Origin of the sequence: Microcoleus sp. B6-A1, assembly GCF_036705085.1 — a bacterium.
GTDB lineage: Bacteria > Cyanobacteriota > Cyanobacteriia > Cyanobacteriales > Microcoleaceae > Microcoleus.
In genome coordinates, this window is sequence record NZ_JAUBTU010000012.1 from 89,942 (window position 1) to 112,373 (window position 22,432).

The following is a 22,432-nucleotide window of genomic DNA, read 5'->3' on the forward strand; positions in this document are numbered from 1 at the left end:
GCCGAAAAAGAACACCGGGAACACGAGTTTCAGCAGCAGCTAGCAGAAAAATCGAGTTCTTTGGAATCTTTGCAGCAACAAGTCGCCGAAAGAGAACACCGCGAACACGAGTTTCAGCAGCAATTAGCTGAAAAATCCAGTGCTCTGGAATCTTTGCAGCAACAAGTCGCCGCAAGAGAACACCGCGAACACGAGTTTCAGCAGCAATTAGCCGAAAAATCCAGCGCTCTGGAATCTTTGCAGCAGCAATTCGCCGAAAAAGAACACCGGGAACACGAGTTTCAGCAGCAGCTAGCAGAAAAATCGAGTTCTTTGGAATCTTTGCAGCAGCAGTTAGCAGAAAGAGAACACCGCGAACACGAGTTTCAGCAGCAATTAGCCGAAAAATCCAGCGCTCTGGAATCTTTGCAGCAGCAATTCGCCGAAAAAGAACACCGGGAACACGAGTTTCAGCAGCAGCTAGCAGAAAAATCGAGTTCTTTGGAATCTTTGCAGCAGCAGTTAGCAGAAAGAGAAAGTTCGATCGCATCTTTGGAACAGCAATTAGCTACCGAAAAGCAAAATTTGGCACAGCAATTGCAGCAAACCGTGTCCAAGTCGAGTTACGACTCTTTGCAGCACGAGTTAGCAGAAAAGTCAAGTGTGATCGGCGATTTCCAAGTTCAACTAACCAAGTTGCAATCTCTAGAAAATCAATTGAGCCAGAGTGCGGCGATACAGCGAAATTACGACGCTTTGCAGCAACAGTCTCAAGAACAGCTAAGAACCATCAAAACTTTACGGGAACAGCTAGCTCAAATGCAGGCTGTGGCTGGGATTGGCGAAGCTTATCTCAACAAGTGGCGCCGTCCCTGATTCTCTCATCAACACGGCCCAGTCTAACGCTCCGGGTGCCCCCGGAGCACCTTACCCCTAAAACGTCCTCTAAACTCGGCCTCCTTCCTCTTGTAGCGATAGATTTCAACCTGTCGCTACAAGAGCTTTTTATTGCAAAATATGAGCATACTATTAAGAAATATTACAATAAATAAATTTATGACAGGCGATCGCACCCCTTTAGGCAAATCCAATCCAGCAGACACTAAGGGCCGCGTCACGGTAATTGGAGGTGGCATCGGCGGGCTGACAGCAGCAGCCCTGCTAGCCCGCAGAGGATACAAAGTGCTAGTCTTAGACCAGGCGATCGTCCCCGGAGGATGCGCTTCCACCTTCAAACGCAAAGGCTTTACCTTCGATGTCGGCGCCACGCAGGTTGCAGGATTGGAACCCGGAGGCATTCACCACCGAATTTTCTCAGAATTAGACATAGAACTTCCTGCCGCGACACCCTGCGATCCCGCTTGTGCGGTGTTTTTGCCGGGAGAAACCGCACCGATTAGCGTGTGGCGAGATCCGCAAAAGTGGCAGGAAGAAAGGCAGCGACAGTTTCCCGGAAGCGAACCTTTTTGGCAATTATTGTCTGCATTGTTCCAAGCTAGCTGGAAATTTCAAGGGCGCGATCCAGTTTTACCGCCCAGAAACTTCTGGGATTTCTGGCAATTAATTCAAGCAGTTCGTCCCGATACTCTAATTACTTTGCCTTTCACTTTTATGACAGTGGGAGATGCTTTGCGGCTTTGTGGGTTGGGCGACAATTTGCGCTTGAAAACTTTTCTGGATTTGCAGTTAAAATTGTATTCTCAAGTTGATACCGAAGAAACGGCGCTGCTTTACGCGGCGACGGCTTTAGGAGTTTCGCAAGCGCCGCAGGGATTGTATCATCTACAAGGAAGTATGCAGGTATTGAGCGATCGACTGGTAGAGGCGATCGAACTCTACGGCGGCAAAGTCCTGTTGCGGCATACAGTTGAAAGTATTGTCACCGCCAACGGCAAAGCCATCGGTACAGTGATTCGCAATCAAAAAACAGGCGAAGTTTGGACAGAAACAGCCGATCGCATTGTTGCCAACGTGACCGCGCAAAATCTAGTAAAATTGTTGTCAAGCGAGCCAAGTCTCGGCAATTTAATAGATAATTTATCGGTTAAATCAGAGACTTCAGAGACAAACAACCAACTGCCAAATCAAATGGCAGGCTACAAATATCGAGTCGATAAATTGCCGCCCGCATCCGGTGCTTTTGTGATATATTTGGGAGTCCATGAAAGCGCAATTCCCGAAAATTGTCCGCCCCACCTTCAGTTTCTCTACGATTACGACGGCGAGATTGGGGAGAATAATTCATTATTTGTTTCAGTCAGTCATCCGGGTGATGGGCGAGCACCGGAGGGAATGGCGACAATTATCGCTTCGTCATTTACTGATACTCGAATGTGGTGGAATTCGGTTGATTATGAAGGATTAAAGCAAAAATATACCGCAGGGGCGATCGCCCGTTTGAGCGAATATTTCAATTTGACGCCAGAGTCGATCGTACACCAAGAAGCCGCCACCCCCCGCACCTTTGCCCGCTACACAGCGAGAGATAGAGGCGTTGTGGGTGGCATTGGGCAGCGAATACCAACCTTCGGCCCCTTCGGATTTGCCAACCGCACACCAATTAAAAACCTCTGGTTAGTCGGCGACTCCACCCATCCCGGAGAAGGAACTGCCGGTGTTTCCTATTCTGCTTTAACAGTCGTGCGACAAATGGAAGCCGCCTCTAAAATCTAAGAGGAAACGGCAATGCAGTTTCCCTAGCGCAAAAAATAATTAATCGCGCGAGAGATGTAACTATCGCGCGATTAATTTTAGGGAATAGTTAACAGTTAACAGTTAACAGTTAAGTGTTAACACTCAACAGCCAACCGTCAACAGTCAACAGTCAACAGTCAACCGTCAACCATCATTCCGGTGTCAACGGAATTGATATCAACTACATTCTCTGACTACTTGATAGCAATCTTTGCGCCCACAGCTTCAAGCTGTTTCTTCATTTCTTCAGCAGCTTCCTTAGCAATAGCTTCCTTAACTGCCTTCGGTGCAGCTTCTACCAAGTCTTTCGCTTCCTTCAGACCCAGACCGGTAATAGCGCGGACTTCTTTCAGAATTGCGATTTTCTTGTCAGCAGGAACTTCTTCAAGAATCACGCTGAACTCAGTTTGTACTTCTTCGGGTTCAGCAGCGGCAGCAGCAGGGCCGCCCATCATCATCATGCCGCCTACAGGAGCAGCAGCGCTGACGCCGAAAGCTTCTTCAATTTGCTTGACCAATTCAGATGCTTCGAGCAAAGTCAAAGACTTAAGTTTGTCCAAGATTTCATCAGTTGCAGTAGACATTTTTTGAACTCCTAGTTCGATTGTGGATTGTGGATTGTGGATTGGGGATTGCTCATTAATTATGAGTTTCTTGTCTCCAGTCATGAGTTTGTTTCTCAAAACTAACGACTGTTGACTCGTGACTAATTACTAATGACTTACGCAGATGTGCCTTCAGCTTCTGCTGGTGCTTCTGCTTGAGCTTCTGCTGGTGCTTCTGCTTGAGCTTCTGCTGGTGCTTCTGCTTGAGCTTCTGCTGGTGCTTCTGCTTGAGCTTCTGCTGGTGCTTCTGCTTCTACTGCTGCGGAATCGCCGTCTTTTTCAGCATAAGCTTTAAGACCGCGAGCGATCGAAGTAGGAACTTGATTGATACCCACAGCCAACTTGGTTGCGACACCGTTGATAGCGCCAGCAATTTGAGCCATGAGTTGTTCTTTCGACGGCAGATCAGCTAATGCTTTAACATCAGCTTCTTTCAGTACCCGTCCTTCCATCACGCCGCCGCGAAGTTCAGTCTTCTTAGAGACTTTTTGGAATTCTTGGTAAGCTTTAATCGCGCCGCCAATATCTTCTTGGACGAACAGGAACGCCGACGTACCGGTCAGCAATTCTTGTATCGGCTGCCAGGTTTCGTTGCCTTCAACAGCAATTCGCATTAGCGTGTTTTTTGCCACTTGGCAACTGCTGCCTTTCGGACGCAAACGCCGACGCAAATCTGTGATTTCAGCAACAGTTAAGCCCGTGTAGTCAATCACGATCGCCAGTTGAGATTCGCTCAAGGTTTGCTTGAGGTCTGCAATAATCTCATTTTTTACTGCTAAAGTTTTGCCCATACTTATTTCACCTCCTTTTAGGATCGAAAACTGCCCACCAAAAACCCCGACCTTAGAGCCGGGGCAGAGAATTAAAAATTAACAAGTCAGAATTAAAAATAGAAAATTTCTAATCTTTGAGTCTTGAGTTTTTATTTCTTCAGCCTCGGCAGGAAATTAAGCGGTCGGCACCTGCGGTCTTCAGCTTATTGATTTTTGATTAGGCTATCATCAGAAGGCAGAGATTAGCAAGGGTCTGGCGTAAGTCTTGTGAGAGATTTACACAGACAGCCGAAGCTGTCTTTTACCTTCTGCCTTCTGCTTAATTCTTTCTACGCAGCATCAAGTTTGGTATCGCGCAGAGCACTGATATCGACTTCGATCGACGGGCCCATTGTTGCGGATACGTACAAACTGCGCCAGTAGCGACCTTTAGCACCAGAAGGACGGTTGCGGTCAACTGTTTCTTGCAAAGCATGAAGGTTGACGAGCAAATCTTCCGCTGAGAAAGCTGCCTTGCCAAACATAACATGAACGATGCCAGTTCGATCGGCACGGAATTCTAGTTTACCACCTTTAAACTCGTTGATCGCCTGAGCAATGTCAGTCGTCACCGTGCCACCTTTCGGAGAAGGCATCAAACCACGCGGGCCCAACAACCGACCCAATTTTGCCACCAACGGCATCACGTCTGGGGTAGCAATCAGGCAATCGAAGTCCATCATGCCCTTCTGAATTTCATCGATCAACTCTTCAGAACCAGCAATATCCGCGCCGGCATTCAGAGCTTCTTTAACTTTTTCGCCCTTAGCAATCACCGCAATTCTGACTACTTGACCAGTTCCTTTTGGCAGCGATACAGTTGTCCGCAACTGTTGGTCAGTATATTTCGGGTCAATTCCCAAACGGATGTGAGCTTCAGCAGCTTCGCCAAACTTAGCGGTTGCTGTTTCTTTCAAAAGTTGCAGAGCTTCCAGCGGTAGATAAGGTCTGTCTTCAACTTTCTTTTGAAGTTCTTGCAGTCTTCGCGATACTTTCTTTGCCATTGTTATCTCCTGGGGTCAGTCGATTTTAGATTTTAGATTTTAGATTTTAGATTGCACATATCGGACAATCTTAAAATCTACCCGTTTTCGGTTACTAGCGAAGCTTTGCTTCTCCCCCTGAACCGACTTAGGATTTGCGATTTGAGCTTGAAGATTTTAGCTTCAAAATCCTGAATTACTGACAACTGCCAACTGTCAACTGACAACTGACAACTGACTTCAATCCGCGATCGCCACGCCCATATTTTTAGCCGTTCCTGCCACAATTTTCATAGCAGCCTCAACATCATTAGCATTGAGGTCAGGCATTTTGGTTTCAGCGATTTCTCGCAGTTGAGCCTGTGTAATCGAGCCTACTTGCTTGCGATTAGGTTCTCCCGAACCCTTAGCAATGCCAGCGGCTTTTTGAATCAAAACCGAGGCCGGCGGAGTTTTGAGAATAAACGTAAAACTGCGGTCTTCAAAAACCGAAATTTCTACCGGAACCACCAGACCTGCTTGGTCTGCGGTTCTAGCATTGTACTCCTTGCAAAACATCATAATATTGACGCCGTGCTGACCCAATGCTGGGCCGATCGGAGGAGCTGGGTTGGCTTTTCCCGCCGTAATCGCCAACTTAATTACTGCAACAACTTTCTTTGCCATTAGTTAGTTCTGTTTCTGAACCTGATTGAACTCCAATTCTACAGGCGTATCGCGCCCAAAAATCGAGAGTAAAACTTTGAGCTTGTTTCGTTCCGGGCTAACTTCAATCACATCACCTTCAAAATCCTTAAACGGCCCGGAAAGTACCACAACGTGGTCTCCAGCAGACATCGATACTTTGACAACTGGTTCTGATTCCTGAGCGTTTCTGAAGATCCGTTCTACTTCCGAATGACTCAGAGGTAGCGGTTTGACGTGACCCCTGCCGCGCCCGTAGCGGCGTTTCTGCTCTGCCCCGACAAAATTAATTACATTCGGGGTATTCTTGATCACCTGCCACGTATCCTCGTCCATAAACATACGGATGAGTACGTAGCCGGGAAAGATTTTTTCATCTGACTGCCGCCTGGAACCGTCTTTGCCGACTTTGATTGCCGGAGTTTGCGGAATTTCTACTTGAACGATGCGATCGGCAACATCCAAAGTTTGAATCCGCTGCTGCAAGTTTGCCTTCACGCGCTTTTCGCAGCCAGAGGCAACTTGAACAGCATACCAGCGAGCATCAATCTCCGGCACATCTGGCGATGCTGCCTGTCCCGTCGCTTCTGTGGAATACTCAGATTCTTCTGATGCAAAAGTCATGGCCCAAACACCTTTCCCGCGCCCCAGTTAAAGAAGTTATCCACCAAATAGATCAGGCTTGCTGAGAGGATGACCATCAAAAGCACGGCCAAAGACTCGCTGATTAGCTGCTGCCTGCTGGGCCAAACCACTTTGTCGAGTTCTTCTCTAGTTTCCTTAAAAAAACCCGTAGGATTAAACCCAGGCGCCGTTATTTCTTGAGTTTCTTGAGCTTCGTCTTTTTTCGCCACGATTCAATCCCCCTTGCGATTTTAGATTTTAGATTTTAGATTTTAGATGGTGTGAGTGGCCCGCGGCTCTCAGATTTTGTGACACTAACCACTTACGCCCAAGTCCCAAATCTCAAATCTAAAGCCACGACTTTTTTACAAGCCCAACCAATCAACGGCGTAAATGCCGATCGCCGAAACCGATGATCGAGAAGCCACACCGAGCATTTGTTGATGGCATTTTTTGCGAACCGCCCACAAAAATTAATTCTACCCGAAAGTTTGCGGTTTTGACTGTTGCCAGCCAATAATCCGGGCGCTTTCGGGCAGAATTTAAAGTTTGGTGATTCAGCGCGCCCTGGAGGACTTGAACCCCCGACATCAGGTTTTGGAGACCTGCGTTCTACCAACTGAACTAAGAGCGCACAGGTGAGGTTGCTGAAATTCGCTTAACCTCTAGATTTCTATTTTAACACAGTGCGCTCGTAAATGGGAAACTTTTTTTGAATTTTTTAAAATTTCCCATGAACCATGAACCAAGGGAAAGCTGGGTGCATTCCTACAGGGAGCGATCGAACCGCTGTTTGACGCGAGTAGCTTTGCCCACCCGATCGCGCAGGTAGTAAAGTTTTGCTCTGCGGACTTTCCCGCGGCGCATCACTTGGATCGTGGCGATGCGGGGCGAGTGAATCAAAAACACCCGTTCCACTCCGACGCCCTGAAACACTCGGCGGACGGTGATTGTTTCATTAATCCCGCCGTTGCGCATGGCAATCACAGTCCCTTCGTAGGGCTGAACCCGTTCTTTGTTACCCTCTTTAATTTTCACGCCGACTCGCACTGTGTCGCCCACGTAAATTTCGGGGAGTTGTTTATTAAGTTCTTGCTTGACTCTATTTATTTCTTCCGTTTCTATAGAACGGATTATTTCTGCGCCTTTCATGGGATTTACCAAAACTCACAATCCCTTATCATATATCGAAATGCCCGTTTTATGTCAAAAAATTTCTATGTTAGATACCTCTGGGGTCGTATTTCTGCAACTGGGGGCAATGGCTGCACTGGCCTTGTACGTCGCCGCCAACTTGGGGGCAAACGATGTCGCTAACTCGATGGGGACATCCGTAGGCTCGAAGGCGCTAACGCTGCGGCAGGCAATAATTGTTGCAGGCATACTGGAATTTTCCGGCGCAGTGCTGTTCGGCCAAGGAGTTTCCGAAACTCTGGCAACAGGAGTTGTGAATGCAGATGTGTTCTCTACTCAGCCGCAAGTATTTTTAATCGGGATGGTGTCAGTGCTGATAGCTAGCGGGATCTGGCTGCAAATCGCTACCAGTCGAGGTTTGCCGGTTTCTTCATCTCATGCAGTGGTGGGCGCGATCGCGGGTTTTAGCTGTGTGGCAGCCGGAATTAATGCAGTTGATTGGCGAACCATCGGCACGATCTCCCTAACTTGGGTGGCGACACCGATCGCCAGCGGTGCTTTAGCAGCGCTATTTTACAGTGGGGTGAAGTATTGGATTCTCGATCGGCCAGATCCTCTATTTCAACTGCGCGAGTGGATACCTTGGCTGAGTGCAACAATGCTGAGCGTATTTGGGATAATTGTACTGCCGTCTGTTGTGAATGTCGCTTTGGTGCAGACAGGGGCGATCGCCGCCGCGCACGATCGATTTGGCTGGAATCTGCCAATTCACGATATTGTCATTGGCATTGGGAGTATTGGGGCGATCGTCCTGACACTCAATAGCTGGAAAAAATTAGAATCAGTTGAGAAGGAAGAAGGTTCGGCAGCGGATTTTGTAACAGATGTAACGGATGTAACGGATGCAAGGAATAAGAAAGAGGGAATATTTTCCCAATCTCCCACTCTCCCCCTCTCCCCCTCTCCCCCTCCCCGCCACTCTCCCATCGAGCAACAAATGGCGAGATTTCAAGTCTTGAGCGCCTGTTTTGTAGCCTTTTCCCACGGTTCCAACGACGTAGGAAATGCAGTTGCTCCCCTAGCTGCGATCGCCTACATCCGGCGCACAGGTTCCTTTCCCTCAGAAGATTTCAGCGTTCCCCTGTGGATTTTAGTCCTCGGAGGCGCAGGAATAGTCATCGGTTTAGCCATCTGGGGCAAAAATGTAATTGCCACAGTCGGCGAAAAAATCATCGAACTCCAACCAAGCGGCGGATTTTGCGCGGAATTAGCCACAGCCACCACAGTCTTGCTAGCATCCCGCTTCGGTTTGCCAGTTTCCACATCCCACGCTTTAGTCGGTGCAGTCGTCGGAGTCGGGCTGATCAAAGCTTGGAAAACAGTACGCTTGCAAACTTTGCTGTCAATTGGTTCGGCTTGGCTGGTGACAATTCCGATCGCAGCAGGTTTGGCTGCTATCATCTTCAGCATCGCGCAATCCATTGGGCAATTTTAGATGTTAGATTGAGGCATTTCAGAACAGTCATCACTCAACAATCACGGATGGATGCTGCAACCCGACTCGATCTAATTCATCTGCGTTAATCTGTGTTTATCTGCCCTCATCTGCGGTTTTAAAAAGAGAATGTAAACCGCAGATGACAATGGATGGACGCTGATTCACGCAGATGAAGATAAGATTCAGGACTAATAGCACTTTCGCACATCAAACCCGGTTGCGGCACACCAGCACGCGGGCCGCTCAATCACTTAATTCCTTCTCCAAGCAATGCTTTAGCTGTTGAGCCAGCACCTCGACGCAGGGTTTTCTCAGCATAGTCAGGTGATTCCCAGGAACTCTAATCACCTCTACTTTTTGGGTCGTTAATTCACTCCAGCCAAGAGTCCGATCTTGATTACTCATGCTTAGCTGTTCCCTCGATCTAAACAGAGTAATTCGCTGCGGATAAATTTTCGGTACATAGCTGAGAGTTGCTTGACTGTTAGCCTGAAATACAGTAAACATCGAAGGAATTGCCAGCTCGCGCCAGTTGTGTTTTTTTGACTCTTGAGATAGGATGCTAACCATAACGGCCTGTTTCCAATTCCAGCGATGCAAAAAATTAGCTGCCAAATTAAGCATCTTATTTAATTTCGGGAATTTGGCAGCAATACCGCCACTTTGAACATTTTCTGCCGCAGCCACCAAGCGAAAATAATCTACTACAAAAGGCCAGATAGAGCGCGAAACAGTAGTCATAATAAACTTGCAACCGTCCCAAAAAGAAGGTTTGTTAGCAGAAACCGGCGCTAAAGTATCCAGCACAGCAAGTAAAGCCACTTCATCCCCCGCTGCGAGCAACTGTTGAGCCATCTCAAAAGCAACCAAACCTCCAAAAGACCAGCCTCCTAAAAAATAAGGCCCTTTTGGTTGAACGGTACGCAAGGCTGCGATGTAGTCAGCCGCCATGTCTTCAATGCTAGTTAACGGAGAACTTTCGCCGTCAATACCCTTTGGTTGCAGCCCGTAAAAAGGTTGATTTTCTCCTAGCCCAAAGGCTAACTCGCAATAAGGAAATACGACGCCAAAGATGGGATGGACGCAGAAGAACGGGGGATTTTTACCGCGAGGCTTAATTGCAACTAAAGGCGACCATTCCAGAGAATTTGTTTCTGAAGATAGCGAATCTGCTAAACCTTCAATTGTCGGATTTAAAAAAAGAGCAGACAGCGGCAATTCGCGCTGAAATTTCTGGTTAATCTCATTGATGAGGCGGATTGCCAGCAGGGAATCTCCACCCAAATCGAAGAAGTTATCGCGAATGCCAACGCACTCTGCGTTGAGGGTTGTGGCCCAAATTTGGGCGAGGGTTGACTCGGTTGGTGTGCGAGGTGCAATGCAGCTTTTATCTATGGAATTGCTAGTTAGATTCCCCGGTGCAGGTAGGCGCAGGCGGTCAATTTTGCCATTTGGAGTTAGGGGCAGAAAATCCATTGCCACAAAAGCACTGGGAATCATGTAATTGGGCAGTTGTTGTTTAAGGAAATTGCGTAGTTCCCCGGGATTAAGCGTCTGATTGTGATTGGGGACGACATAAGCAACTAGGCGTTTGTTGCCGGACAAATCATCCCCAGCAACCGCCGCTGTTTCTTTGACTGCAGGATGCTGAACCAGCAGCGCTTCAATTTCTCCCAATTCTATTCGATAACCGCGAATTTTTACCTGTTCGTCAGTGCGGCCTAAAAACTCAATATTGCCGTCGGGAAAATAGCGAGCTAAGTCACCAGTTTTATAAATTCGTTCTTTTGCTTTCTGGCTAAAGGGATTAGCAATAAATCTCTGGGCGGTTAATTCGGGGCGGTTCAGGTAGCCTCGCCCCAATCCGCTGCCGCCGATGTACAATTCACCGGGAATTCCAACGGGTACAGGCTGTAAATTTTTATCTAAAATATAGAGTTGAGTGTTGGCTATTGGGCGGCCGATGGGCGGTTTTTTGCGTGAAGCGAAGCTATCCCGCAGGGAATCGCCAATTTCGGCCAAACTTGACCAGACTGTCGCTTCTGTAGGGCCGTAAGCGTTAAAAAATCTGCGCCGGGAAGCCCAGCGTTTAACAATATCCGGGGAACAAGATTCGCCAGCACAGATGATTGTTTGCAGTGCGGGAAGTTCGGCGTTTGGAAGGACAGCTAGCAGCGAGGGCGGGAGGGTAGCGTGGGTAATAGCATTGTCCTGCAAAAATTGGATTAATGTTTGTCCTGGCAACAAAGATTCTTTTTTGGCACAGTAAAGTGTTGCTCCGGTTCCTAATGCCATGAAAATCTCAAATATTGAGGCATCAAAACTCAGGGAGGCGAATTGCAAAATGCGGTGATTTGAGGTTAAGTTAAAAGCTTCTATTTGAGCTATGGCTAAGTTGTATAGTCCCCGATGTTCGATTAAAACGCCTTTGGGTTTTCCGGTTGAACCAGATGTGTAAATAACGTATGCTAGGTGTTCTGGTAGGATATTTGTAGTTGGATTTTCTGGGCTTTTTCGGGCGATAATTTCTCTGTCGGAGTCCAAACACACTACTGAAAAAACTCCGAATTTTTCCGGCTGGGTTAATTTTTTTGCTAAGTGCTGCTGAGTTACCAAAATCGGCACTTGAGCATCTTCTAACATGAAGTTAAGGCGCTCTTGAGGATAAGTTGGATCTAAAGGCAGGTAGGCTGCGCCTGCTTTGATAATGCCTAGCAATCCGACGATCGCATCTAAGGAACGTTCTACACAAAGGCCCACTAAAATTTCTGGTGCTGCTCCCAATTGCTGCAAGTAACGTGCAAGTTGGTTGGCTTGGCTGTTGAGTTGGCGGTAGGTTAACTGCTGGTTTTCAAAGACGGCGGCGACAGCATCGGGCGATCGCGCGACTCGCTCTTCAAATAGCTGATGGAAACACTGGTTTTGCGGATAATCTCTCTGAGTGTCATTCCAATCGATTAATAATTGCTGGTATTCTGGCGCTGTCAGCAAAGCCAAGCCGCTGAGGTGCTGTTTGGGATTGGCAACAATGGCTTCGAGCAGCGTTTGGAAATGTCCCGCCATGCGCGCAATTGTGGCGCTATCAAATAAGTCTGTGCTGTAGACAAATTGCCCTCGAATACTTCCTGCATCTTCCCACAAGTGGCACTCTAAATCTAGCTTGGCGGTTCCTGCGTCAAAGTCGATCGCCTCTCCAACGATTCCCGGCAATTCTAGCGCTGCTACAGGAGTGTTTTGCAGGCTGAAACTAACTTGAAATAGGGGGTTGCGGCTCAACTCGCGATCGGGGTGCAATTCCTCAACCAACTTCTCGAAGGGCAAATCTTGGTGAGCGTAGGCTGCCATTGCGACGTTTTTTACCCGATGCAATAGTTCCCGAAAAGTTGGATTTCCTGATAAATCTGCACGCAGCACCAAACTGTTGACAAAAAAACCGATTAATGCTTCTATTTCGCTCAAGTTGCGATTGGCGATCGGCGTTCCTACTGCAATATCTACTTGTCCTGTATAGCGGTACAGCAAAGTTTGAAAAGCGGCTAGTAGAGTAATAAATAAAGTCGCGCTTTCTTGCTGGCTAAATGACTTTAGCGCCTCGCTCAAAGCAGGTGATAGTGTTATAAATTGTTTAGCGCCGCGGTAGGATGGAACGGCTCGTCTTTGCCTGTCAGTTGGTAGATTGAGTGTGGTAATTCCGTTTAACTGCTGCCGCCAATAAGCTAACTGCGTTTCTAATACTTCGCCCTGCAACCATTGGTGCTGCCACTCTGCAAAGTCGGCGTACTGCACGGGCAGTGCTGGTAAGTGCGAGATCCCATTTTTTACAAAGGCTGTGTAAAGCGTTCCCAGCTCTCGAATTAGCACTCCAATCGACCAACCATCAGCCACAATATGATGTAAATTCAGCAACAATATATGTTCTGTTTCACTGAGTTGTAACAGCGTTACTTTAAATAACGGCCCGGCGGCTAAATCGAAAGGGCATTGCGCTGCATCAGTTGCGAGTTGCAGCGCTGCGGTTTCCTGCTGAGCTGGCGAGAGATTTTGTAAGTCGATTGTGGGGAGGGATACCGTTAAAATGGGAGCAATAACTTGTACGAGTTCCCCTTCCAAAAGCGTAAAAGTAGTGCGTAAAGTTTCATGCCGCTGCACAATTTCATTGAAAGTTTGCTCTAAGCATCTTAAGTTGAGCGAACCTGTTAAGCGGAGCGCTGTTGAAACATTATAGAAAGGATTACCCGGTGCTAATTGATTGAGGAACCAAAGCCGCTGCTGAGCAAACGATGCTGGAAATACAAAAACTTCTGTTTCTTGCTGCATACTTATCGAAATTGCATCCTGTTCAACAGCCATCCTTTTCATTTACTTTCTCCATTCAACATCTTGCCCAAGCCAAAAACCATCTTAAAATTATCTGCGTTTATCAGCGTTAATCTGCCCTTCATCTGCGGTTGCTCTATCAATCAAAAAATTATGCAATAGGTCCATTAAAAGATGATAGCTTCCGCCGCCGACTATCGCGCGAAATCGGCACTAAAGCCGGAACTTCACTTTTAGCATTCTTATCTTTCAAACCCTCAACAATCTTAGATAATTCTGCAATTGTCGGCGCTTCAAAAACCCGGCGCAAAGGCAACTCTACCCCGAAAGCATCTCGCACTCTAGAAACAAGCTGAGTCGCCAGCAGCGAATGGCCTCCCAATTCAAAGAAATTGTCCCGGATACCCACTCGCTTTATCCCCAAAACCTCAGCCCAAATTTTCACTAAAACTTCCTCAATAGAAGTATGAGGCGCAACATAACCGCCAGCCCATTCTAACTTAATCGGCTGCGGTACAGGCAAAGCGACGCGATCGACCTTTCCGTTAGCCGTCACAGGTAGCGACTCCAGCACCACAAAAGCCGACGGAACCATATATTCCGGCAATTTTTCTGCTAGAAAAGCCTGCAACTGTGGCACTAATTTCCGTGCTGCTTTAGCTTGTAAGGGATTGTTAGCATAAGAGCGCCAAGGACGCAAGCTATCGCTTCGGGTTTCTCGCACAAAATCTCTAATTTCGCCCCGTGCAAACACTACATCGTAGCGCCCTTGACCGTCGGAATTAGACCAACTAATATTAACATTATACGGAACTTCCAAAGCATACCACGCTTCGGGATCGACTCCTAAATCCTCGACTTTTTCCACGGCTTTCTGCAACTGACCTGCTGTTGTAAATTTATCGACAACAGACAGCAACTCTGCCGCCTTAACTGCTGCCGTTACCCGCGCATTAGGCACATTAGCAATGCTTAAAAAATCGAGTTGATTTTGCCATAATATTTGTTGCACCTTGGTAACAGTCAGATTCTGATTTTCATCCAACCAATCCAGGCGTTTTTCTGCGCCCCGCTCCCCTTTTGGCGATGATTTGGGGCGTGCTGTTTCAGACGCAATATGCAAAATAGCATTGTACCGAAAATCAGTTAACTCATTGCGATCGCTACCGCGAATTAATTGAATCTCTACGCCGCCAATCTGCGGAAAGCGGTGCTTTAATGCGCCAAAAAAATCTGGATCGATAACTAACTCTGTTTCTTGAAAAATTTGCATTTGTACTCGCTGCTGCAACTGTTCGCCCGCGAGAGAAGGTTCGGCTTGATACAGTTGTACCGAAGCGTGAAAAGCTGCCAGCAACGGCAAGCTGCGGACATCTCCGATGAATATAAAGCCGCCGGGGGCAGTTGCTTTCACCGCACCTTCTAGCACCTGCACGAGATAGTCGATAGTCGGGAAATATTGCACGACTGAGTTGAGAATTACTGCGTCAAAAGCGGCTGTCTCTACTCCTGCAAAGTCAGTCGCCATTTTCTGAAGCAGCGTTACATTAGCTAACTGTTGAGTTGCCAAGTGCTGCCGAATATAGTTGAGCGAAATAGGTGAAAAGTCTGTTCCGCAATATTGAGTGCAGCGAGAGGCAATTTGGAACAGCAACAAACCTGTGCCGCAGCCAATTTCTAACACTCGGCTAGGCTGCAAAGCTAAAATTTGGGCGGCTTGATTGTTCGCCCAGTCGCGCATCTGTTCTGCTGGGATTGGTTGATTAGTATAGCTGCTATTCCAGCCGACAATATTAAATGTTGGATCTGAGTCAACAGCAGGTTGATTGTAAGTTTCATTGTAGAGCATTTGCCACTGCAAAACCTGTTCGTCCTGCAATTGCATTATTTGGTTTTTTTCGCTGGCCTTGCTATATTCAGGATTCAGGGCAATATAAACTACTAAACGTTTATCTCCCTGTCCATCTTCCGAAGCTATTGCTACAGTTTGCTGCACGGCCGGATGTTGAGTTAATACTGTCTCGATTTCTCCTAATTCGATGCGGAAACCGCGAATTTTTACTTGTTGGTCAATGCGTCCTAAAAATTCAAGGTTGCGATCGCCTCTGTAGCGCACTAAGTCGCCGGTTTTGTAAATTCGCTCTCCTGAATTTGGTTGAAAAGGATTGACAATAAAGCTTTTTGCGGTTAAATCTGGGCGGTTGAGGTAGCCGCGAGCTAGTCCGTTTCCGCCGATGTACAATTCGCCCACAACCCCCATTGGTACGGGCTGCAAATATTTGTCTAATATGTAGATTTGAGTGTTAGCAATGGGGCGGCCAATTGTGGGGGCGATGTCTGTTTGCTCTGTTACAGGAATATAACCGGAAGTTGTGACGACGGTGTTCTCGGTTGGGCCGTAATTATTTACTAGCTTAAATGGATGGGATTTTAAAGGATGTTGTTGCAGTTTTTCGCCGCCTGCGAGCAAGATTCGCAACGCTGTTGTTTGAGGCCAATCTAATAGCAAAACTTTCTCTGCTAATGGTGTTGGCAAAAAGCTAATGGTGATGGCTTTTGATACTAACCAGTTTTGCAGTTTTTCAGGATCTCGCCTGATGTCATCTTCTGGAAAGTAGATGCTAGATCCCGCGGCGAGATAAGGCCAAATTTCCCACCCGCAAGCATCAAAGCCGATCGCTGCTATTTGCGTTGCCCGATCGCCCGCTGACACCCCAAACTCTCTTTGATGCCAAAAAACGAGATTTAACAAGCTCCCGTGCTCAATTTCAACTCCTTTCGGCTTTCCCGTGGAACCGGAGGTGTAAATCGCGTAAACCAGATTTTCGGCTGTGGCTGCGCTGGTGGGATTGTCGGCGATTTCTTGGGAAATCATCTCCCAGTCTGTGTCTAGAAAAACAACCCTTGGATGGTGAATTTTATCATCTGACTGTGTTTCTAAATTTTGCACTTCGCCATCATCCACCAGGGAATAAATTCCCTGGCTCATAGCTGAAGTCGGCTGAAGCCGACTGGAAACTTGTCCTCCTTCAGTCGTCTTTAGACGACTTTCGCTATTAGACAGGGAATTTATTCCCTGGCGGGTAAGCAATACTGACACTTGAGCATCTTTTACCATAAAGCTCGATCGCTCAGCAGGATAGCTCGGATCTAAAATTAAGTAAGCTCCTCCCGCTTTCAGGATACCCAACATCCCCACGATCAGATCGAGCGATCGCCCGCAGCAAAGCCCGACTAAAACTTCCGCCCCAACCCCCATTTTTTGCAAATAACGTGCTAGTTGGTTGCTGCGAAAATTTAGCTCTCCATAGGTGACTCGCTCCTCTCCAAATACCAGCGCCACCGCATCCGGTGTGCGATCTGCCTGCATTTCAAATAGTTGATGGATGCACAAATCTTGCGGATAATCCGCCTGAGTATTGTTGCATTCAACTAACAAACGATCGCGCTCTTGGGCGCTCAAATATTGCAAATTTGCGATTCGCTGTTCGGGATTTGCCACAATGCTTTCTAACAGAGTTTGAAAATGCCCGATCATGCGCGCAATCGTAGCTTCATCAAATAAATCGGCGCTGTAAATAACCATGCCGCTGATACCCTCTGAGCTATCAACCCACAGCTTATTGCTGGGCGATTGGTTGCTTCCCGAGCTGTTGGGCGATCGCTCCCACAAATGAAACTCCAAATCAAACCGCGCTGTACCCACATCTAACTGCTGCGGGCTCAGTGTTAATTCTGGCAATTCTAACCGATTCCCCGGCGCGTTTTGCAGCGCAAACGCCACCTGAAATAAGGGATTTTGGTTCAACGCGCGATCGGGGTGCAGTTCTTCTACTAACTTCTCAAACGGCAAATCTTGGTGAGCGTAAGCTCCTAATGCTACCTCTTTGACTCGGTTTAAAAGTTCCCGAAAAGTTGGATTTCCCGACAAATCTGTACGCAACACCAAACTGTTGACAAAGAAACCGATTAATGCTTCAATTTCACTGCGGTTGCGATTGGCGATCGGCGAACCGACAACAATATCTTCTTGCTGGGCGTAATGGTAAAGCAACGTTTTAAAAGCTGCCAGCATTGTCATAAACAGCGTCACTCCTTCGCGCTGGCTCAACGTTTCTAAAGCCTCGCTCAGTTGTTTTGGCAGTTGCAAAAATTGCCTTTTGCCTCGGTAACTTTGAATTGCTGGCCTGGGGCGATCCGCAGGCAAATTTAGCATAGAAATGCCGTTTAACTGCTGTCTCCAGTAAGCAAGCTGCGTTTCTAAAACTTCCCCTTGCAGCCATTCGCGCTGCCATTTGGCAAAATCAGCATACTGGATCGACAAAGCCGGTAAAGGCGAAGGTTTTTCGCTAGCAAATGCCGTGTAAAGTGCGCCTAATTCCTGAATTAGCACTCCGATCGACCAACCATCGGAGACAATGTGGTGCATATTCAGCATTAGTAAATATTCGGCATCATCTAACTGCAATAATGTGACTCGCAGCAACAAGTCATTGGACAAATTGAAAGAGCGTTGGGCTTCCTGGGCCGTGAGCCTGTTTGCTTCAGTTTGTCGAGATTCCTTTGGCAAGCTTCGCAAATCCACTACATTAATCGGGAGGTGGAAAGCAGCAGCTATTCTCTGAACTGGTTGCCCCGAAACTACTGCTAAAGTCGTGCGTAAAGCTTCGTGGCGGCGCACAATTTCATTGAAGGTTTGTTGCAGCGCCGAAAAATTGAGCGAACCTGTCAAACGCAAGGCTGCGGGAACATTATAAAAAGGATTGTTCGGGACTAATTGGTCGAGAAACCACAAGCGCTGCTGTGCAAAGGAAAGCGGTAGATTTCCGTCCCGCCCCATCGGAACAATCGGTGTAGGAGTGAAACTAGAAGTACGATTAGCTGCTTTTAAAAATGAAATAATTTCGGCTTTTTTATGAGAAATTTCGGCGCGCAGTTCTGGTGTAATAATTCCTTCAGGAGCGTTGCAGCGCAGGATCTCGCCCTCAATAAAAATATTAATATCTAGACTGCGAAGGTAAGATAAAAACTCAACTAACTCCACCCTGACAGAATCTCTGGCATTTGGCGATGAACTCGCTATTTTTGGATCGGGCATTTTGAGTCATCCTGTCATTACTTGGGCAAATCAATCAAAGAAATTCCACCAGCGCACAAGTTAAGAGCTTAACTTACCGCTTGCCGACTGTGGCCTAACCTAAGTATGATTCTGTGTCAACTACCCGCCATCAAGCGGAGTACCGCTATGATGGGGGCTTGTATCTGAACTCCACCGCAATTCCGAAAACCTAGATAGGATTTCAGCTTTGGTTTCAACGCTCGACACATTAGGGGATGCTGACAAGCTCCCCGTGCTAATCCAGTCTTGCCGAACCAGCAGCGTTCTCATCGTAATATTTCGCGCACCAACCAAATCAGCGTGTAACTCATGACCGCAACATTCACACCGAAATAACAGTCCTTTGTTAGGTCTATTGGCATCTGAGGTATGTCCACATTTAGGACAACTCTTCGATGTGTAATGCGCTGGAACTTTAGTAGCCAGAGAGCCGTTTAGATTAGCCTTGTAGTCGATATAGCCGTGCAACTCGGCAAACGACCACTTAGCCTTACTTCTGTTAGCTCGACGCTGTTTTTTACTAGCCTTTTTCCCGGACTTAGATTTATTTCTATCTCGGATTCCGGTCAAGTTCTCTAGTCCAATCAGGCTGTTAGGCTTGGCAATTTCCTTGCTAATTTGGTGGTTCACATCAGCGATAAACCGTCTTTCTCTTCCAGATAACGCGATTAGTCTTCGCTTTGCCGAACGAGTGTCTTTACGCTGAAGAGTCTGTCTAGCTTTGTGATAGCGGTTGGCTTTATGTCTAGCTTCTTTTCCTGAGTAGAATTTAGACTTTTTTTGTAAGTCTGTTTCCACCGCTAAGTAGCGCATACCCACATCAACACCAGAAACTCTGGTTATTTTTAGTGGATCTAGCTCAGGTACTTCTACTTCAATGCTTGTCATTAAGTAGTAGACTTTAGAAGAACGCTGATAGACAATTTTAGCAGCTCCAATTTTAGCACCCTTAGCAATTAAATCTAGATGCTTGCTGTAACCATCATACGGGACTACTATTCTACCTTGCAGTGTGATAATGCTCACTTGTTGCTCGGTCTTAAAAGAGTAGTCTCGCTGGTAGTTTAGGGTACAAGTTCGAGAAATATACTTAGGGGGTTTATCTAGCCCTTTGTACCGTCTCTTCGTGTAACCCTTGGCAATAGCATCGTTAGATTGTTTTACTTTGGACCAAAGGGTCTTATAGGTAGCAGATACTTGCCTGGGTACATTGCAAGCCATTTGCGCTCCCAGCCCAAATCGAACTCGCAATTCGTTGTAGACAGCCTTCTGCAACTTAGCGCCATTACTGGTTTTACCCGCTTCAAAAGCGACTTGTGAAGTATAGTTCAAGGCATCCCGGTAAGCTAAAGCCGTCTGAGACACCAAGCATTTTTGCTCGGCGGTCAGGTTTAGTTTCAGCTTGGCGGTGATTACTTGAGGCATTATTTTCACGAACTCTGATATTATTGTATCTCGTGAAAGGGACGAGGGCTAGTGGCAGAGCAATATTTGTTCGCTCCTCGACCGCCCCCTCACTTTCGGATATCTAAAGATTGTCGGTTTTGCTCGGGGGCGGATCTCTTCGCTCACGCGCATTCCTCCCGTCACTCACTCCTTGTACAGGTAGAGTGCGGGACTCCTGCTGTTTTAGTTGAATCCGCAACCAAAATCCTACCCAAGGTTTCAGCTTATGCCGTTCATGCCCTTCAATTTCCTGTTTTTATGGCTGGTGGGCCTACTGTCCATCGGCGTACTTGGCGGAGGTATATACATTGTCTATGAATATTACATCGGCGAACTTGTAGGGATTTCCTACTTAGTCAGCGGAGTGTTGATGCTTCTTTGGTCTGTTGGCGGCCGCTTTATCAGTTTGCCGCTGTTCCGCCGATCGGGTACTGACGAACCGAAGCCGACGCGGACGGGTACGGTTCAGCGAGTAGAGAGGCCTGATGGCACTATTTTACAAGTAGAATTCTACGGCCCAGAGGACGGACAGCCGATTATTCTCTCACATGGTTGGGGGCCGAACAGTATGGTTTGGTATTACGCGAAACGGCAACTAAGCGATCGCTACCGAGTGATTGTTTGGGATCTTCCAGGTTTGGGAAAATCCACTCGACCAAAAAACAGCGACTACTCCCTAGAAAAATTTGCCCGCGATCTCGAAGCCGTCATTGCCATAGCAGGAACTAAACCTGTTATCCTACTTGGACACAGCATGGGCGGCATGATTTCTCTAACATTCAGTCGGCTTTTTCCAGAACTTCTCGGTAGTCGAGTAGCTGGTTTAATTCTGGTAGATACGACTTATACTAATCCCGTAAAAACCGCTATTTTTAGCAGTTTATTACGCGCTTTGCAGAAGCCGCTGCTCCAACCTATCCTCTATCTCACCATAGCTCTTGAACCCATTATGTGGGGAATGACTTGGCTGAGCTATCTCAATGGTTCACTGCACATCAGTGTAGAATTATCGGGATTTAAAGGCACTGAAACGCGCGGTCAATTAGAGTTTTCCGCTTTCTTATCAGCCTTGGGTTCTCCCGGCGTTCTCGCTCGCGGCACATTGGGAATGCTCAAATTTGACGAAACAAAAACTTTGCCATCAATTGACATTCCAGTGTTGGTGATATGCGGCGATTCAGATATTGCCACTACCCCCCCAGCTAGCCTGCGAATGAAAGCAGAATTACCTCAAGCAGAGCTAGTTACTATACAGAAAGGAGGACACATGGCATTAATTGAGCATAACCAGCAGTTTGCAGAAGCTGTCAGGGCATTCTGCACTGAAATTTCGTGACTAAAAATGTGAACTAAAATCTTGTAAGTCCTGGCTGTGGCGGCCTTAAAATTCGGTGTTGCACAATTTGAGGATGGTTCTTGTCGGGTGTCCCGCCTGCTTCTACTTTATTTTTAAGATCCTGCAAGCAACCTTACCAGCGCATAGGCAGCCCCAGCCTTTAGCAGCTCATCCATCTAATAAACGAGCCTCACTCACGATCAGAATCGATCGCTCTCTTTTTCGGCGTTTCAACAAGCACAGAAATCGCGAGCAAACTTAGCCCAATGATTTTAATCAAGGCGTTGACTGCGTGTGCATACTCCCATTGGTCACGATACCGCGTCCAATCTGCTGGAACGGGATTCGTCAACCATTGGGCGAATTCAGCATTCATTGGCGCAACAAACATGATCCAACTCACAAACCCCAGCACCAAAAGAATCGCTCCGCCCAACGTCCAGTAAAAAGTTGAACCATGTTTGCGAACAAGAAATGTCAGCACGATTGCTGTCAAAATCGCTGTAATTTCAAAAGCTGCGCCGACTGAGCCAAACAATTTATACACATTTTCAAAGACCGTCACTCTCACCCAAAGTTGCTGGTCAAACTGCATTCTTTGTGGCAACTCTAGCAAATGTGTCATAGACAAACTTAGGCTAAATGAAGCCAGCATCAGTGTTATGAATCGCCACGCTCGTATAAATGTCATGTTGCTTTGCCCTCCAGCATATATATCTCTCTGCAACTTATGTTGTACCAATAATGAAATGCTGCGTAACTATCGGAGGCCATAACTAAATTAGCTGATGAGTTTTAATTTTCTAACTAGCAACCTCATAGATACTCCAACTCTATAGAACCCATTTGACATCTTAGGAAGAGGCTGCAAGCCTCTTCTACTTTTGCCGAATTTTTGGTAACTTAATAATGAAGAGGAGCGAGTTTAAATTATGTGAGTAGGTTGAAGCGAATTAAATAAATTAAAGCATCGCTTTACTTTGAAATAAGCAAACTGTTTCTCACCAAAAAATTGCCGTCGAATGTGATTGCCAGTCCTTCTCCATCTAAAATCCGTCGTAAATTACGTTGACTTTCGCAGTCACCGACTCGTTGAATCTAGCGTCATTACTCACAAGTTAAGCTAAAACCCACATTCCGCAGATATTTAGACAAATTTAATAGTTTTAAATTGGGAGGCATAAAGCCATGGAATCAATAT

Annotated in this window: 14 protein-coding genes, 1 tRNA gene, 2 pseudogenes and 1 other annotated feature; of the genes and pseudogenes, 4 read left to right on the forward strand and 13 right to left on the reverse strand. The window is 46.9% G+C overall.

Translation table 11 applies throughout. The annotated features are described in order from the left end of the window. Together QUB11_RS06680 and QUB11_RS06685 are read left to right on the forward strand one after the other, a co-directional pair. A pseudogene (locus QUB11_RS06680) lies at positions 1-855 on the forward strand (CopG family transcriptional regulator); the annotation flags it as partial. A 180-nt stretch (positions 856-1,035) separates the two neighbouring features. After that, complete coding sequence (locus QUB11_RS06685) at positions 1,036-2,652, forward strand: FAD-dependent oxidoreductase (RefSeq protein ID WP_333201765.1); 1,617 nt, start codon at positions 1,036-1,038, stop codon at positions 2,650-2,652. Between the two features lie 215 nt (positions 2,653-2,867). Here the strand turns inward: QUB11_RS06685 and rplL are convergent, their stop codons facing one another. From rplL to rplS, 9 genes and pseudogenes are all read right to left on the reverse strand, one after another. After that, positions 2,868-3,257: a 50S ribosomal protein L7/L12 gene (gene rplL / locus QUB11_RS06690; protein WP_333106664.1), complete on the reverse strand. Its 390-nt coding sequence runs from the start codon at positions 3,255-3,257 to the stop codon at positions 2,868-2,870. A 278-nt stretch (positions 3,258-3,535) separates the two neighbouring features. Then, positions 3,536-4,069 (reverse strand): annotated as a pseudogene (rplJ, locus tag QUB11_RS06695) (50S ribosomal protein L10); the annotation flags it as partial. A gap of 29 nt (positions 4,070-4,098) precedes the next feature. Then, positions 4,099-4,271: a sequence feature (ribosomal protein L10 leader region), on the reverse strand. 109 nt (positions 4,272-4,380) lie between these two features. Beyond that, entirely contained in the window at positions 4,381-5,094 is a 714-nt protein-coding gene (gene rplA, locus QUB11_RS06700; protein ID WP_190663916.1) for a 50S ribosomal protein L1, read from the reverse strand. A gap of 219 nt (positions 5,095-5,313) precedes the next feature. After that, positions 5,314-5,739: a 50S ribosomal protein L11 gene (gene rplK / locus QUB11_RS06705; protein WP_333031062.1), complete on the reverse strand. Its 426-nt coding sequence runs from the start codon at positions 5,737-5,739 to the stop codon at positions 5,314-5,316. A gap of 3 nt (positions 5,740-5,742) precedes the next feature. Next, positions 5,743-6,381: a transcription termination/antitermination protein NusG gene (nusG, locus tag QUB11_RS06710; protein WP_332953948.1), complete on the reverse strand. Its 639-nt coding sequence runs from the start codon at positions 6,379-6,381 to the stop codon at positions 5,743-5,745. Continuing rightward, a complete protein-coding gene (secE, locus tag QUB11_RS06715; protein WP_333166850.1) occupies positions 6,378-6,611 on the reverse strand; it encodes a preprotein translocase subunit SecE in 234 nt (77 codons plus the stop codon). Before secE ends, nusG begins: the two co-directional genes overlap by 4 nt. A 151-nt stretch (positions 6,612-6,762) precedes the next feature. Then, positions 6,763-6,972 carry a hypothetical protein gene (locus tag QUB11_RS06720; protein ID WP_333054361.1) on the reverse strand — a complete coding sequence of 70 codons (210 nt, stop codon included), beginning with the start codon at positions 6,970-6,972 and terminating at the stop codon, positions 6,763-6,765. Beyond that, a tRNA-Trp gene (locus QUB11_RS06725) sits at positions 6,943-7,015 on the reverse strand. The genes QUB11_RS06720 and QUB11_RS06725 overlap by 30 nt, the downstream gene beginning before the upstream one ends. 134 nt (positions 7,016-7,149) lie before the next feature. After that, positions 7,150-7,533 carry a 50S ribosomal protein L19 gene (rplS, locus tag QUB11_RS06730; RefSeq protein ID WP_172186532.1) on the reverse strand — a complete coding sequence of 128 codons (384 nt, stop codon included), beginning with the start codon at positions 7,531-7,533 and terminating at the stop codon, positions 7,150-7,152. A gap of 40 nt (positions 7,534-7,573) precedes the next feature. Between rplS and QUB11_RS06735 the strand changes: the two genes are divergently transcribed. Then, positions 7,574-9,010: an inorganic phosphate transporter gene (locus tag QUB11_RS06735; protein WP_445300754.1), complete on the forward strand. Its 1,437-nt coding sequence runs from the start codon at positions 7,574-7,576 to the stop codon at positions 9,008-9,010. A gap of 246 nt (positions 9,011-9,256) precedes the next feature. Here the strand turns inward: QUB11_RS06735 and QUB11_RS06740 are convergent, their stop codons facing one another. The 3 genes from QUB11_RS06740 to QUB11_RS06750 form a co-directional block, all read right to left on the reverse strand. Then, entirely contained in the window at positions 9,257-13,363 is a 4,107-nt protein-coding gene (locus QUB11_RS06740; protein ID WP_333201753.1) for an amino acid adenylation domain-containing protein, read from the reverse strand. Positions 13,364-13,481: 118 nt separating this feature from the next. Further along, complete coding sequence (locus QUB11_RS06745; RefSeq protein WP_333390092.1) at positions 13,482-18,428, reverse strand: amino acid adenylation domain-containing protein; 4,947 nt, start codon at positions 18,426-18,428, stop codon at positions 13,482-13,484. Between the two features lie 120 nt (positions 18,429-18,548). Continuing rightward, positions 18,549-19,874 carry a transposase gene (locus QUB11_RS06750; RefSeq protein ID WP_333201757.1) on the reverse strand — a complete coding sequence of 442 codons (1,326 nt, stop codon included), beginning with the start codon at positions 19,872-19,874 and terminating at the stop codon, positions 18,549-18,551. A 247-nt stretch (positions 19,875-20,121) separates the two neighbouring features. Between QUB11_RS06750 and QUB11_RS06755 the strand changes: the two genes are divergently transcribed. Then, entirely contained in the window at positions 20,122-21,231 is a 1,110-nt protein-coding gene (locus QUB11_RS06755; protein ID WP_333201759.1) for an alpha/beta hydrolase, read from the forward strand. Positions 21,232-21,421: 190 nt separating this feature from the next. Here QUB11_RS06755 and QUB11_RS06760 read toward each other — a convergent pair whose 3' ends face one another. Continuing rightward, on the reverse strand, positions 21,422-21,856 hold the full coding sequence (locus QUB11_RS06760; protein WP_333201761.1) for a hypothetical protein: 435 nt from the start codon (positions 21,854-21,856) through the stop codon (positions 21,422-21,424). Between the last annotated feature and the right edge of the window lie 576 nt (positions 21,857-22,432).

Coding starts and splice junctions, on each gene's coding strand:
- rplA (WP_190663916.1), bottom strand. CDS start 5,094: ATGGCAAAGAAAGTATCGCGAAGACTGCAAGAACTTCAAAAGAAAGTT.
- QUB11_RS06735 (WP_445300754.1), top strand. CDS start 7,574: ATGCCCGTTTTATGTCAAAAAATTTCTATGTTAGATACCTCTGGGGTC.
- rplL (WP_333106664.1), bottom strand. CDS start 3,257: ATGTCTACTGCAACTGATGAAATCTTGGACAAACTTAAGTCTTTGACT.
- QUB11_RS06720 (WP_333054361.1), bottom strand. CDS start 6,972: ATGTCGGGGGTTCAAGTCCTCCAGGGCGCGCTGAATCACCAAACTTTA.
- QUB11_RS06740 (WP_333201753.1), bottom strand. CDS start 13,363: ATGGCTGTTGAACAGGATGCAATTTCGATAAGTATGCAGCAAGAAACA.
- QUB11_RS06685 (WP_333201765.1), top strand. CDS start 1,036: ATGACAGGCGATCGCACCCCTTTAGGCAAATCCAATCCAGCAGACACT.
- rplS (WP_172186532.1), bottom strand. CDS start 7,533: ATGAAAGGCGCAGAAATAATCCGTTCTATAGAAACGGAAGAAATAAAT.
- rplK (WP_333031062.1), bottom strand. CDS start 5,739: ATGGCAAAGAAAGTTGTTGCAGTAATTAAGTTGGCGATTACGGCGGGA.
- QUB11_RS06750 (WP_333201757.1), bottom strand. CDS start 19,874: ATGCCTCAAGTAATCACCGCCAAGCTGAAACTAAACCTGACCGCCGAG.
- QUB11_RS06755 (WP_333201759.1), top strand. CDS start 20,122: ATGCCGTTCATGCCCTTCAATTTCCTGTTTTTATGGCTGGTGGGCCTA.
- QUB11_RS06745 (WP_333390092.1), bottom strand. CDS start 18,428: ATGCCCGATCCAAAAATAGCGAGTTCATCGCCAAATGCCAGAGATTCT.
- QUB11_RS06760 (WP_333201761.1), bottom strand. CDS start 21,856: ATGACACATTTGCTAGAGTTGCCACAAAGAATGCAGTTTGACCAGCAA.
- nusG (WP_332953948.1), bottom strand. CDS start 6,381: ATGACTTTTGCATCAGAAGAATCTGAGTATTCCACAGAAGCGACGGGA.